This window comes from Sphingobacterium sp. G1-14 (assembly GCF_002196555.1).
In the GTDB taxonomy this organism is placed as follows: domain Bacteria; phylum Bacteroidota; class Bacteroidia; order Sphingobacteriales; family Sphingobacteriaceae; genus Sphingobacterium; species Sphingobacterium siyangense.
Map to the genome: position 1 here is coordinate 5,482,462 of NZ_CP021381.1, position 13,342 is coordinate 5,495,803.

Consider the following 13,342-nt stretch of genomic DNA (forward strand, 5'->3'; position numbering starts at 1 on the left):
TTATATTTGCGAACTTTAAATTATCCTATAATTAGTTACATTTAGGTTCATTGCAATAGCAATGGTATAGACTTACTAATATACAACAATATATGGCTTTATCTTCAGATATCAATATAAAAAATAAAAAAGCTTCTTTTGAATACCACTTACTGGACAAGTACATTGCAGGAATTCGATTATTGGGTACAGAAATAAAATCCATACGCGAAGGAAAAGCAAATATTAACGATAGTTTCTGTAGTTTTTTTGAGGACGGATTATACATCCGTAACATGCACATTGCAGAATACTCCATGGGATCTTTCTATAACCATGAGGCAAAGCGCGACCGTCAACTACTATTGACAAAAAGGGAATTAAAAAAGCTAAAAGAGAAGGGGGAAGAACGTGGCTTTACCATTGTACCCCTACGCATCTTTATCAGTTCCAGGGGGTTTGCCAAAGTTGAAATTGCCTTGGCACAGGGTAAAAAAGATTTTGACAAACGAGAAAACATCAAAGAAAGAGATGTTAAACGAGAGCTTGATCGCGTGATGAAATTCTAGATTAACGCGCCAGGACAAATGCGCCTGGCGTCATTCCTACCCTGCTTTTAAAAAGCCGGACAAAGTAGTTGACATCATTAAATCCAGCCCCATAGCAAGACTCCTTTACATTCCGGGTGAGTAAAAGCATTTTTTTTGCCTTCTCGATACGCTGTTGGATCACATACTCCATCGGACTAAGTCCAAGTTCACGGTTAAACATCCGCGTAAGACTCGCTTTGCTCATGTGGGCAGTCCGCTCCAATAAACCAATTGAAATTTTCTCGGTAATATGTTTCTGAATAAATTCCTGCACATGTAACAGCACCTTGTTGGGTGACTTTCCAATTTTTAATGCAATCAGCGACTGTGACTGAAGTAGCCGAATCGTAAGCTCTTTAAAAGTCAAATCTGCAAGTACATCTTTCAACGGATTTTCGCTAATAATAATTTGAAACAACTTGTTCACCAGGTCGGCGAGCTCAGTCGAATTGTACAGATGAAAAAAATCCGGATCAAGCCGCCACTGACTAAATTGTTCTTTCGGATAAAACTCATTTAGATAGTCCAAGACTGCTGCTATCTTCTCTTTATGAATTGTTAAAGCGGTACACTGCGTGGGCTGGTCGAGGCTCGCTTCCGGAAAGTCAATATGCATAGCCACCGATGCAGGCAACACCATCATCTGACCGGGCAGATAGTCAAAAGCCTTTACATTCTCCAAATGCATGATCTTTTTACCTTGGATCATGTTAATCATAACCAAATCATCAAAACATAAAGGCACATGCTGCGATACCCGATATGTTTCGTAGATATTAAGCTCCAAGCTATCTAACGTAAATGCGCGTCGGTTCTCCACTAATGTGCTAAGCTCCCCAGCCCGCGAAAATGGCAATGTATGAATCAGCGTCCTATCTCCCATAGTGCAACAATTAAATATAATTGGCAGTCAATCAAATATAATAAAAAAAATAAATTGTAGCCGAAATTCATCTGCCACAATTGTGCTATGTTTTGGATCAATTCTGCTACGCTATTGAATAATTGCTGGCTAACTTTGATAAGAAGGGATTAAAAATAATTAATAATAAACCATATGAGCGCAATCAAAAGACCATCGTTCAAAGAACGATATGACAACTACATTGGTGGTAAATTTGTCGCACCAATTCAAGGAAAATACTTCGATAATATCTCGCCGGTAGACGGAAAAGTGTTTACTCAAGTTGCCCATTCAACAAAAGAAGATCTGGATCTCGCTGTCAACACTGCAGCCAAAGCTTTTGAAACCTGGGGAAAAACCTCCGCTACAGAACGAAGTATTATCCTCAATAAAATTGCTGACCGCATTGAAGCTAATTTAGCATATATCGCAGCCGTTGAAACAATAGACAACGGAAAAGCTGTACGTGAAACACTCAATGCGGATATCCCATTAGCCATCGACCATTTCCGGTATTTTGCTGGTGTAATCCGTGCTGAAGAGGGGTCCATAAGCGAACTGGACAGCAATACGGTGTCGCTGATTGTACACGAACCAATCGGTGTTGTTGCACAGATTATTCCATGGAATTTCCCGATTCTGATGGCCGTATGGAAACTAGCTCCGGCCCTTGCTGCAGGGAACACTGTCGTATTAAAGCCCGCTGAAAGTACACCAGCATCTATTCTTGTTCTTATGGAAATCATCGGTGATTTGATTCCTGCCGGAGTGGTCAATATCGTCAACGGTTTCGGCGCAGAACTTGGTCGTTCCTTGGTCACCAATCCTAAGGTCTCCAAAGCAGCATTCACAGGCTCCACAGCAACAGGACGTTTGGTCATGCAATATGCGACTGAAAATATCATCCCGGTAACCCTAGAATTGGGGGGAAAATCGCCCAATATTTTCTTCAGTTCGGTAATGGATGCAGATGATGCATTTTTGGACAAAGCAGTTGAAGGGGCGGTATTATTCGCGCTCAACCAGGGCGAAATTTGCACCTGCCCCTCTCGTCTACTGATCCAGGAGGATATTTATGAAAAATTCATTGCTAAAGTGATCGATCGGGTTAATCAGATCAAAGTCGGGGATCCATTAGACCCAACAACAATGATGGGTGCTCAGGCATCGAAGATTCAAAAAGATAAGATCATGTCCTATATTAAACTTGGCAAAGAAGAAGGAGCCGAAGTATTGACTGGCGGAGATGAAAACAATGTTGGTGCTGGTTTTGAAGAAGGCTACTACATCAAACCCACCCTATTCAAAGGTGATAATAGCATGCGCATTTTCCAGGAAGAAATCTTCGGCCCCGTGCTTGCAGTGACCACGTTCAAAGACGAACAAGAAGCAATTGCCATCGCCAACGATACCATGTATGGTCTCGGAGCAGGTGTATGGACCCGAGATGCACATCAGCTTTATCAGGTTCCACGTGCCATACAAGCTGGACGTGTATGGGTAAATCAGTACCACTCCTACCCAGCTGGCGCTCCATTTGGCGGATACAAACAATCAGGAATTGGACGGGAAAACCATAAAATGATGCTTGCCCATTACAGACAAGCCAAGAATATGTTGATTTCCTACAGCAAAGAAAAACTTGGCTTCTTTTAACTGAAGCATACCGGGTATACTTTTCGAACAGCTTGATACCCGAGTCTAGGGGGAGCAAATGCTGCCCCTTCCGCTGAATTTCATATGAACCAACGCTAAAACACATAAACTGATTTCACCATGATTAATAGATTAGACATCACTGAAAAAGCAAGGGAGCTCATCCATGAACTTGAAGCAAAGCATGGTAAATTAATGTTTTATCAAGCCGGAGGCTGTTGCGAGGGTACGCAGCCACAGTGTTTTGAGGAAGGAGGGTATTTTCCGAGGACGAATGATGCCATGATCGGATTAGCTGAAGGATATGAATTTTGGGTGGATCGTGATCTCTTTGAATATTGGAAACATGCGCATTTCACCCTCGATGTACTGGATGGGTTTGGTCCCGGAGGATTCTCATTGGAAACGCCACTGGGTAAAACTTTCAAAGTTCATTATCGCCTATTTACAACCGAAGAGCTTAATGACCTCGGCCCAATCAAACGAAACGAATAAAAAAAGCATAAAACACCATAGAATCACAACGTTGTAGAGATGACCTATAAAATTCTGGATCACTCTCTCAAAGAAAAAAGGGGCGCAGATGCGTCCCTTTTTCGATGTTATAATTTTAAAAAATTCTCTCCTGAGTTTCCGCATTCGGAATGCTAAAATTTTATTCAATATCCAAGCCTTCAAGGACTGGAATTGGCTGTTTGTTTTCATCTAGGGCAACAAATGTAAAAACACCCTCAATGGCCAGTTCTCTTCCCTCCTTGTACATATGTTCCAAAAATATCTCGACCTTCACCTTCAAGCTGGTCCGGCCTACATTCTGAACCCTTGCGATAGCTTCAATAATACTTCCGGAAGGAATTGCCCTATTGAAGTCTATACGATCTGTCGATACAGTCACCAACGTTTTGCGGCAAAATCGTGTTGCAGCCATAAACGATACTTCGTCCATAATGGACATCGCCTTGCCGCCGAATAAGGTATCGTGATGATTCGTCAAAAACGGAAACACGGTCGTGCAGACGTGTGTTTCTGATAAATCAATACGTTCTTGTAAAGTCATTTATTTTTTTATTAAGTGGATTTAAGAGGAGACAAATGTAAACCAATCTAGCTCCAGTTCCGTCATTTTTATTCCATATTTTCGTCGATATCCACTCCTATACCTTTCAATAAAAGCGAAGCATTGAATATTTTACATTCTCCTATCTTCAGCTTATAATCAAACAGCATCTGACCCTCGTCGACACGAATGTCAAAATGATAATTTTTGATATCTCCCGGAAATTCCTCTTGTAAACTGGACAGCTGTAAGTCATGTGTAGCCACCATACCTTTACCATCCAATCGAACCAGTTTCTTTATGATTGCACGGGAGCCCAGATATTTGTCGACAGAATTTGTCCCACGAAGCATCTCATCGATTAGAAAAAAACTATCGCTATGTGCTGAAACTGTATCCAATATAAATTTCATCCGATTCAATTCAGCTTTAAAGGTCGAGGTACTTTCATTCAAATTATCCTTGATTCGCATATAGGATATCAGTTTATAAATCGGGAGCTGAAAAGAAGCTGCAGCAACCGCAGCTCCGGCATATGCCAAAATTGCATTAATACCAACTGTCCGCAGAAACGTACTCTTTCCTGCCATATTTGAACCTGTCACCAAAGCAACTCGATGATCTATACTACTGTAATCATTGGCTACGACCTGATTGCTTGGAATCAATGGATGATATACCCCTTGCGCGTCAATCTTATTTTCCAGTGGGTTTTCCAAAATTACTGGATAAATGTACGACGAATGGTTTCTCTTCCAAATGGCAAGGCTAGTTACAGCCTCAACCTTAGCTAAGGTATCGAATGAATTTAGAATCTCGTGTTCGTACTTATTCTTCCAGTCAACAATAGCCAATACTTGTCTAAAATCCCAAAGCAGAAACAAGTTTAGAAATATCCCGACAAAGACATTATTCCGGGCGTCCAAATTATTAATAAGACCAGCGAGTTTCTTAAAGGCAAGGGAAATGGATTCTGTACCCTGGTTTTGTTTAAGCTCTCCCGCAATCTCCCGCATAGCAATAGACTTCCATGCGTGGTCTTCAATAGATTGAATCGCCTCTGCGTATGAGCCCAGCACGCCACCTATCTTGTCTATTCGAGAGGAGAACATGCCAACACTTCCCGCTTTGGCCAAGGCCCAAAGAATATGAAATAGCCCTATCAATGTTGCCACCCCAGCCAATTTTGGCACGAAAAAACTGCCGACTAAAGCGACCAAAAATAAAACAGGCCCTACTTTGAGATAGACTCGCATGAAGGCATTTCCGAACTGAAAATTTCGGTCTTGAAAGTAATTTGTCAAAAATGCTTTGATATCCAATTTATGGTTCAGATTGGCCAAAAGCTTTGCCTGAAAATCCCATATCCATTCCGATTCATTTTCAAGTTCCTGGGAAGCTTCTTGATTGCGTTGAATTTGATGGCTTTGGAGAGGTGCATCAAGCCAAGAAGCCAAAAGATCAATTCCCTGTTTGGTCGTTGCCCGATTTATCTGTGCAAATAAGGAGTATGTTCCAAAGACATCCATATCGGAGCTATAAGGATGAGCTCCGTTTTCGAAATGCTGGCCATGATCATACATATTTAATTTTCCGTCCGCCAGGGCCTGTTCATTTGCCAAAACTTTCAGATAGGCTTCAAAATAGTTCTTCTGAAGCTCTAGCTGGCTCTGCTTCCGCACGAGATAGGCGAATAGGAACAATAATGCAAAAAAACAGAAAAAAACCAGCGGAAGGCTTTCCAGTTGAAAGGTATAAAATAATAATGCTCCGCCACCGAGTATCACAAATAGCCGCGACAAGCTGAGCGTGTTGACTTGTTTATTTAATTTGAGGACAGTTGAAGCGATTTCGCGATGCTTCTGGTCATATAGTATTGCAGTTGGAGTCATAAGGTGAATATTTATTCTTTCACGTTCATTTCAATTTAATCATGGATGTTTTGGTGTCGCTTAAAGACCTTGAGGGAAGTCGTTTAAGCTGGTTGAATGGATATCCTACCAGGCTTGATCACCCACCAAAGGCACAAAACGAAAAGTATCCAATTCGATACGGTCAAAATCATTTTCACCGACGCGAATGATCGTCATCATCTTTTGCGATTTTTCGTCTCCTACAGGGATTACAAAAATTCCGCCCATTTTCAGCTGCTTTAACATAACCTCTGGCACGAATGGCGCACCCGCAGTTACAATAATCTTGTCATAAGGAGCGTGCTCTTCAATTCCCTTGGAGCCATCGCCCAAAAAGAAATTCGGTTTATAGCCCATGTACGGCAACACTTGAATGGTTCGTTGATATAGGTTTTCCTGACGTTCGATGGTATATACCTCTGCGCCAAGTTCCAATAAGATACAGGTTTGGTATCCCGATCCCGTACCAATTTCCAGTACTTTATCTCCTTTTTTGACGTGGAGCAGTTCGGATTGATAGGCGACGGTATACGGCTGTGAAATTGTTTGCCCGTCACCTATTGGAAAAGCAATGTCCCGATAGGCCTGATTCCAGAATGTTTCATCAAAAAAATAGTGACGTGGTACCTTGCCAATGGCATCTAATACTTTCTGGTCCGCAATCCCCCGGCTTTTAAGATGTTCAACCAATTTCTTACGAGCACCTTTCTCTCGATAATTATCAATAAACTTGTACGCCATGATGTTTCAAATTTACCTTTTAAAAGGCACATTAAGCAGAATTAATCACAAATAATTCAATACCAATACAGTACACATTTTCAAGTCAATTTGCTTTATTTTCCAAATCACCTGTCCTTATGCCCAATCTACGCTGACCTCTTGAATTTGGGACCGAACAAAACGATAAGCGCATGTGGTTTAACTTTACCTAAAACGCAAGTCTTTAAAAGCTATATGGGTAATAATTGTCGCTAATATGGATCTACATCGACCTGAACGCGTACACCAGCATTGGTTTTATCTATTTCAAAATCCAGGAGAACCGAGCGGATCAATTCCTTGACCTTCGCAATACTAATATTTGTGCGTTCAATCTTTAAGGTAATGGTCTGGATAAAATTATTCCGCACGCGTGAAACTAAAGGCGGTTCCGGACCCAATACCCTTGCACCCAATTGTTGACGCAGCGCCGAGGCAAAACGATTGGCCGAATCATAGCATTTCTGAAAATCCGTATGTTTAATATCAATCCGAATAAGCCGGTAGAAAGGAGGATAAAGATAGTTTTTTCGTTCTGTAATTTCCGTCATAAACATCCCTTCATAATCGTTATTGACCACCTGTTCTAACACCCGATGATTCGTGGTGTAGCTCTGAATGATCACTTTTCCGCCTGCTTCACGCCGACCTGCACGTCCTGCTACCTGGGAAAATAACGAAAAAGATCGTTCATACGAACGGAAATCCGGAAAGTTAATGATCGTATCTGCATTGACAACACCGATGAGGCTTACTCTTCCGAAATCGAGCCCCTTAGCAACCATTTGCGTCCCAATAAGAACATCAAATTCATGCTCATCAAAAGCCGTGATAATTTTATCGAAACCGTATTTACCTTTTGTGGAATCCAGATCCAACCGACCGATGCGAATTTCGGGCATCAGGATTTCAAGTTCTTCCTCTATCCTTTCTGTACCGAATCCTTTACTTTCGATATGCGGCATTCCACAGGCCGGACAAACACGAAGTGGAGGCTCCACATGACCACAATAATGGCAATGCATCATATTAGAGCTCTTGTGATAGGTTAAGCTGACATCACAATTGACACATTTTGCAACGAATCCACAGGTATTACATTGGATCATTGTCGTGTGCCCACGTCTATTTTGAAATAATATAACCTGCTCTTTATTTTTTACGGCTTCTTCAATTGCTTTTAACAAGGTGCCAGAAAAATAGGAAAACATATTTTCTTTTCTTCCCTCTTCGGGAATATTCACCAACTCAATACTTGGCAATTGTGCGTTGCCATAACGCTCAAGCAGTTGCACAAAACCATACTTCTTAGCCTTGGCATTGTAATAACTTTCCAAAGAAGGCGTCGCTGATCCCAATAGCACTTTGGTCTGATGTAGAAACCCGAGGTAAATAGCCGTATCTCGGGCATGGTAACGTGGAGCTGGATCAAACTGTTTATAGGAGCTTTCGTGCTCTTCATCAACGATGATAATCCCTAAATCCTGAAAGGGCAGAAAAACTGAAGAACGGGCCCCAATCACGACCTGAAATTCATTTTTCATTACTTTATGCCATACCTCGGCACGTTCATTATCATTAAACTTGGAGTGGTACACCCCCAATTTATCGCCGAAATGCAGCTTTAAGCGCGCCGTAATCTGTGCTGTCAGCGCTATCTCAGGCAGTAGATAAAGGGCTGATTTTCCCGCTGCGATTGCTTGTTCGATAAGCCGTATATAAATCTGTGTTTTTCCCGAAGCAGTAACACCATGTAACAGGGTAACTTCCTTCTCTTCAAACGACTCTTGTATTTCGGCATAGGCCCTTTGCTGATTTTCATTAAATTGAAAATTGGCATCCAGTTCGATATCTTCCCCCTGGAACCGGGATACAACCTTTTCCTTTATTTCAAAAACACCTTTGTCAATCAAAGCCGTAATAGCACCGTTACCACAGCCCGAGGCCTCAGCCAACATGGGCCGCGTGATTTCCTCGGTTTTTTTGACCAGCTGCATAAATGCCAATACCGCATCTTGTTGTTTTGGCGCACGGTTTAAGCTATCCAACAATTCTCTTTTTGCATCTTCATTTCTAAAGTCGGGAGCAAAACGTAAAAATGCTTTGGTCTTGGGTTTATATCTTTCTGTAATCTCTTCAGAAATCAAAACAATTCCTTTGTCAAATAATTGCTTCAATATGGGGAAGACTGTTTTTTGTCCCAACAATTTCACAATATCATTGACTTTAAGTTCTCCCGCAACCTCCAAAGCCTCTATAATCAGATACTCTTTATCTGAAAGTGTAGAACGGTCAAAATCTGCCGCAATCGATGAAACGACTTTGGTCTCACTGGCCAGCTTCAATGCCGAAGGCAGCGCAGCTTGCATGACTTCGCCTAAACTACACATGTAATAATCGGCTAGCCAATCCCAAAGTTTAAACTGAGCCAAATTGACAATGGGTTTGTCATCAATGATGTCCAAAATATACTTTGCCTCATAATGCTTTGGTGCTTCCTGACTAATTGACTTCACAACCGCAGAATAGATCTTATTCTTTCCAAATTGCACAATGACACGTACACCGACCTGCACACGATCATTCCAGTCAATCGGAATACGATAAGTATATGTTCTTGCCAATGCTAGTGGTAGGACCACATCAACAAACAGCGTATCTCTTTCACTAAAAATCGTAGATTGTGGATTGGACATAAATTCAAATTATGGTATAAAAGTACAAAAAAACCTTCAGGAAAAGAGGTCAAACGACCCCGGCGATACCTAAAACCGACAACAATCATGCGGGCTCAAAGCGATATCGGCGTGAAAAAACCAAGAGATCATAGGTCAGTCAATTGCAACCTAAAAAAGCCTTCCTGAAATCTATTCAAGAAGGCTCCGTTATAATTAGATACGAATATGATTTCGTATGAACATAGGCAATTAAATAGGATTACGATTTATTTTTTAGTGCAGCAATAAATAATGCAACCCAGCCAACGATTAACGATAATCCTCCCAAAGGGGTGATAGGTCCTAAAATAGACGGATTTCCAAAGCCGGTTATTTCGCGCACGCTTAAGACATATAACGATCCCGAGAAAAAAAGTATACCAATGAGGAAAGCTATAAATGACACTTTAATGGAGTACGTCTTTGCTCTCGAAAAAGTGGATAAAAATAACAGGGCGAAGGTATGATAGAAATGATACTGATTTGCAGTTTTCCAAGTTTCAATATGATATGTACTTACCTTTCCTTCTAGACCATGAGCACCAAAGGCGCCTAATATTACAGCTAATGCTCCCAACAACGAAGCGGCTAAAATGATTTTCTTATTCATTATGTTAAAGTGAATGCTGAAAATGAGTTTCTAGCGATAAATGTATTAAAAACAGAGCAAAATAAGGAATTTTTTGTTAAATTTATATTACAAAGGCGCATTATAGGAACGATTTTCTATCTCTTCCCATATATTTTTATTAGGTTTGTTTTACGTATGAATCATCATGAGCATCGTGCAGCTCACCGAAATCTTGAACGAGGTGCAAGATTTGTATATCCTTGATAAACATCTGCCGCATGATGGCTTCATCACCATTAAAAAAACAAGTTTAGTGTACTTATTCTGCTGACAAGAAAATGAGTACCTCATAAATAGTTGTTCTGCTAAAACTGGATTTTTAATCGCATCGACCAGCGTGGTACTGACGATTTATTCGAGTTCTTATCAGGCATTGAAAAAAATAAAAAGGATGAAAAAAACAATCATCATCACTGTTATATTATTCATCGCGGTCATCGCGGCCACGATCTATCTTTTTGGAGACTTCAATAAAAACAATAAACAAGATTCTAAAGCTTTACAATATCTTCCTGAAAGTACATTAGCTATTGCCTCCTTTGCCAATGATCAGACTGTAGATACGATCTTCAATGACTATGAGCTCTTTAAAGCCATTATAGGTCAACGCAATTTCGGCAACCTGGAGCGTCTTAAAGACGAATTATTACGTAATGAACAGTTTGCACCTCTTGTAGCGGGGCAGCAAATATTACTCTCTTTTCACCAGGAAAAAGATCAGATTACGCCATTATATAGCGTTCAGGTTGGTCAAAGCATTGATAATAACTCGCTGGCAACATTACTTGGAAACGTCGGTAAAAACTACAAAATACAACCTTTTGACACCTTAGGCCAACGATTTTATGGGCTTAATCAAGGCACTAAGGATAGTACACTTTATTGTGCCTATTCTCACGAAATCATTTTCGCTAGCTATTCCAAACAGGTACTCTCCCAGATTTTTGATAAACAGGTTAAGAAAATAAGTACCAAACAAATCGAGTTCTTTGTAAACCATAACAATAAAAACACGCCACTTAGTCTCTATTTTTTCAATGAACAATTGGCGCAAATTGCTCGAATATTGATGAAATCCAAATTTGGCACTTATCTCAACTTAATCGATTCGCTGAAGGGCCAAACGTCCTGGAATATGAATTTCAAAAAGGATGCTTTTATTTTTAAGGGTGAAACAGATCTCTCGGCGAGCAAAAATAGTTACCTACAATTATTTGCCACGCAGACGGCTCAAGTGCAAGCTCTAGGGAATTATCTGCCTAAAAATGCTGCATCTTATATAGACTTTAGTATTTCAGATCCCCATAGTTTTCGCAGTGGACTGAAAGCCTTGTTGGTACAGCAAAAAGAAGATGCTCGATTGGCTAAAAGTATAAAGAACTTTGAAGAAGACAGCAAAGTATCATTTGACAGTATCATCGCGCCAATTTTCAACGATGAATTTGCGCTTGCGGAATTAGATAATCAGGATGCAATAGGTTTGATCAGTATTTCGGATTCAACGCTATTTGCTGATAATCTCAAGAAATTCAGTTCGTCTGTAGGTGATTCAATCTATCAATTTAAATATTCGAATCTCTTACATGCGCTATTTGGAGAACCTTTCAAAAGCTTTACCCGCCCCTATTTTACCATTGTAGATAACATTATGGTGGTCGCTACACGGACGGGTATCTTGAGAGATTATCGGGAATCTTTCCGGGAAAAGCAATTTCTTTCCGGAACGGCTATTTTCAAAAATCATGCAGCATTGCAGAATAGCCGCAGCAATGTGACTTTCTATTTAGAACCTAAAGCTGGTAAAAGCAATATTCTAGATAACTTAAAAGCTGACTTTGCAAAGAACTTTAAAGATGAGGATGAATATGGCTTTCAAAATTTCTACTCCTGGTCTTACCAGTTGAGTGGCAATCAGGGCACATTTTCGTCCAGTTTATATGCCCTCTTTAAGAGTGATACGAGATTAGGCGGCAAACCAGAATGGACAGTCCAGCTGGAGAACCGAATGATCAATAAACCTTGGATTTTCGATCAAGATGGGAAGAACAAGTTTATCCTGATTCAAGAACAAGATCACACGGTACATGCATTTTCGCCGGATGGAAAAGAACTTTGGCAAAACCTCTTCCAAGGTGAAATTTTGGGCGAGCCAATTCAGTTACAGGATCTCAGTATTGTCGCCGTCACAAAAAACCGCTTGTATCGCTTTATGCCCGATGGTAAAAACAGAACTGGCTTCTCCGTTGAACTTCCATACTCGGCAACTTACGGAGCTGCAATCGCCACCTTCAATAAAGAACAACGTATTTACATTCCGGCAACAGACCGCATTCTTGCGTATACCCTGGATGGCAAAAAAGTGGAGGGCTTTGAAAATAATAGCGTGGATGGTCGAATTTTATTCGATCTAAAAACAACCAGCCTGGGACAGACAAATTATATTATTGCCGGCACAAGCACTGCTTCCGTGTATTTCTTTGATCAAAATGGTAAGATCATCCGTAAAAAAACAATGGATACCGATGGGGAAAGTGTTAAAAATCCAATTGGTTTAGTTGCGGCGTCGGATGAAAAGAACTCCTTCATTTACTTGGCAAACAATAAAGGCAGCGTATTCAAAATTCCTTTCGAAGGCGAGGCCAAAAAAATAAAACTGGGTGATTGGGGTAAAGATGCGTTCTTTAATTTTGAAGATATTAGCGGTGGTGCTGACAGAGATTTTGTTATTCTAGCCAACAACAAACTGAATGCCTACAGTTCAAGAGACTCGTCTTCCTACTTTGAATATAAATTCATCGAAGAGGCCAGTAACAGACCGTTGTTTTTTAAACGAATAGGTAAATCTGATATCATAGGTGTTGGAACCGACAACCGCATGATTTATGTTTTCGGATCTGATGGCTTGGTCCAGGAGGGATTCCCTGTAGAAGGTTTTTCAAAGTTCTATTATGGACCGATTAACTATGGCGACAATGCCAATTATTTAATCTGCATGAAGCGGGATTTCAAGATCTATGTATATAAGTTTTAAGAACCTGAAAATCAATTTTTTAAAATCAACACCAAACGCTATAAGATGCTAAAAGATCTTTATAAAAAATTTGTCTAATCTAATTTTTTTATAGTAGGTTTG

At 40.4% G+C, this 13,342-nt stretch carries 10 protein-coding genes; 4 read left to right on the top strand and 6 right to left on the bottom strand.

Annotation, left to right across the window (positions count from 1 at the left end; translation table 11 throughout):
• Positions 1 to 92: 92 nt before the first annotated feature.
• On the top strand, positions 93 to 548 hold the full coding sequence (gene smpB / locus CBM24_RS23705; RefSeq protein ID WP_075994200.1) for an SsrA-binding protein SmpB: 456 nt from the start codon (positions 93 to 95) through the stop codon (positions 546 to 548).
• A gap of 1 nt (position 549) precedes the next feature.
• Here smpB and CBM24_RS23710 read toward each other — a convergent pair whose 3' ends face one another.
• Positions 550 to 1,452 carry an AraC family transcriptional regulator gene (locus tag CBM24_RS23710; RefSeq protein WP_088162963.1) on the bottom strand — a complete coding sequence of 301 codons (903 nt, stop codon included), beginning with the start codon at positions 1,450 to 1,452 and terminating at the stop codon, positions 550 to 552.
• A 174-nt stretch (positions 1,453 to 1,626) separates the two neighbouring features.
• Between CBM24_RS23710 and CBM24_RS23715 the strand changes: the two genes are divergently transcribed.
• Together CBM24_RS23715 and CBM24_RS23720 are read left to right on the top strand one after the other, a co-directional pair.
• On the top strand, positions 1,627 to 3,129 hold the full coding sequence (locus CBM24_RS23715) for an aldehyde dehydrogenase family protein (protein WP_088162964.1): 1,503 nt from the start codon (positions 1,627 to 1,629) through the stop codon (positions 3,127 to 3,129).
• 120 nt (positions 3,130 to 3,249) lie between these two features.
• On the top strand, positions 3,250 to 3,624 hold the full coding sequence (locus CBM24_RS23720) for a DUF779 domain-containing protein (protein ID WP_088162965.1): 375 nt from the start codon (positions 3,250 to 3,252) through the stop codon (positions 3,622 to 3,624).
• A 160-nt stretch (positions 3,625 to 3,784) separates the two neighbouring features.
• Here the strand turns inward: CBM24_RS23720 and CBM24_RS23725 are convergent, their stop codons facing one another.
• From CBM24_RS23725 to CBM24_RS23745, 5 genes are all read right to left on the bottom strand, one after another.
• Positions 3,785 to 4,186, bottom strand: a complete 402-nt coding sequence (locus CBM24_RS23725; RefSeq protein ID WP_088162966.1) for an acyl-CoA thioesterase — start codon at positions 4,184 to 4,186, stop codon at positions 3,785 to 3,787.
• Positions 4,187 to 4,254: 68 nt separating this feature from the next.
• Entirely contained in the window at positions 4,255 to 6,078 is a 1,824-nt protein-coding gene (locus CBM24_RS23730) for a MutS-related protein (RefSeq protein ID WP_088162967.1), read from the bottom strand.
• Positions 6,079 to 6,183: 105 nt separating this feature from the next.
• Positions 6,184 to 6,840: a protein-L-isoaspartate(D-aspartate) O-methyltransferase gene (locus CBM24_RS23735; RefSeq protein ID WP_046672736.1), complete on the bottom strand. Its 657-nt coding sequence runs from the start codon at positions 6,838 to 6,840 to the stop codon at positions 6,184 to 6,186.
• A 233-nt stretch (positions 6,841 to 7,073) separates the two neighbouring features.
• The gene (gene priA / locus CBM24_RS23740) at positions 7,074 to 9,557 is read right to left on the bottom strand and encodes a primosomal protein N' (RefSeq protein ID WP_088162968.1); all 2,484 of its coding nucleotides are present in this window, start codon (positions 9,555 to 9,557) and stop codon (positions 7,074 to 7,076) included.
• A gap of 241 nt (positions 9,558 to 9,798) precedes the next feature.
• Positions 9,799 to 10,188 (bottom strand): DUF423 domain-containing protein, encoded by a 390-nt coding sequence (locus CBM24_RS23745; protein WP_046672738.1) that lies wholly within the window; start codon positions 10,186 to 10,188, stop codon positions 9,799 to 9,801.
• Between the two features lie 412 nt (positions 10,189 to 10,600).
• Here CBM24_RS23745 and CBM24_RS23755 point away from each other — a divergent pair, with 412 nt between their 5' ends.
• Positions 10,601 to 13,240: a hypothetical protein gene (locus CBM24_RS23755; RefSeq protein ID WP_157698579.1), complete on the top strand. Its 2,640-nt coding sequence runs from the start codon at positions 10,601 to 10,603 to the stop codon at positions 13,238 to 13,240.
• The last annotated feature ends 102 nt before the right edge of the window (positions 13,241 to 13,342 follow it).

Excerpts from the sequence above, each read along its gene's own strand:
- CBM24_RS23720 (WP_088162965.1), top strand. The coding sequence starts at position 3,250 with ATGATTAATAGATTAGACATCACTGAAAAAGCAAGGGAGCTCATCCAT.
- smpB (WP_075994200.1), top strand. The coding sequence starts at position 93 with ATGGCTTTATCTTCAGATATCAATATAAAAAATAAAAAAGCTTCTTTT.
- CBM24_RS23710 (WP_088162963.1), bottom strand. The coding sequence starts at position 1,452 with ATGGGAGATAGGACGCTGATTCATACATTGCCATTTTCGCGGGCTGGG.
- priA (WP_088162968.1), bottom strand. The coding sequence starts at position 9,557 with ATGTCCAATCCACAATCTACGATTTTTAGTGAAAGAGATACGCTGTTT.
- CBM24_RS23735 (WP_046672736.1), bottom strand. The coding sequence starts at position 6,840 with ATGGCGTACAAGTTTATTGATAATTATCGAGAGAAAGGTGCTCGTAAG.
- CBM24_RS23755 (WP_157698579.1), top strand. The coding sequence starts at position 10,601 with ATGAAAAAAACAATCATCATCACTGTTATATTATTCATCGCGGTCATC.
- CBM24_RS23745 (WP_046672738.1), bottom strand. The coding sequence starts at position 10,188 with ATGAATAAGAAAATCATTTTAGCCGCTTCGTTGTTGGGAGCATTAGCT.
- CBM24_RS23715 (WP_088162964.1), top strand. The coding sequence starts at position 1,627 with ATGAGCGCAATCAAAAGACCATCGTTCAAAGAACGATATGACAACTAC.
- CBM24_RS23725 (WP_088162966.1), bottom strand. The coding sequence starts at position 4,186 with ATGACTTTACAAGAACGTATTGATTTATCAGAAACACACGTCTGCACG.
- CBM24_RS23730 (WP_088162967.1), bottom strand. The coding sequence starts at position 6,078 with ATGACTCCAACTGCAATACTATATGACCAGAAGCATCGCGAAATCGCT.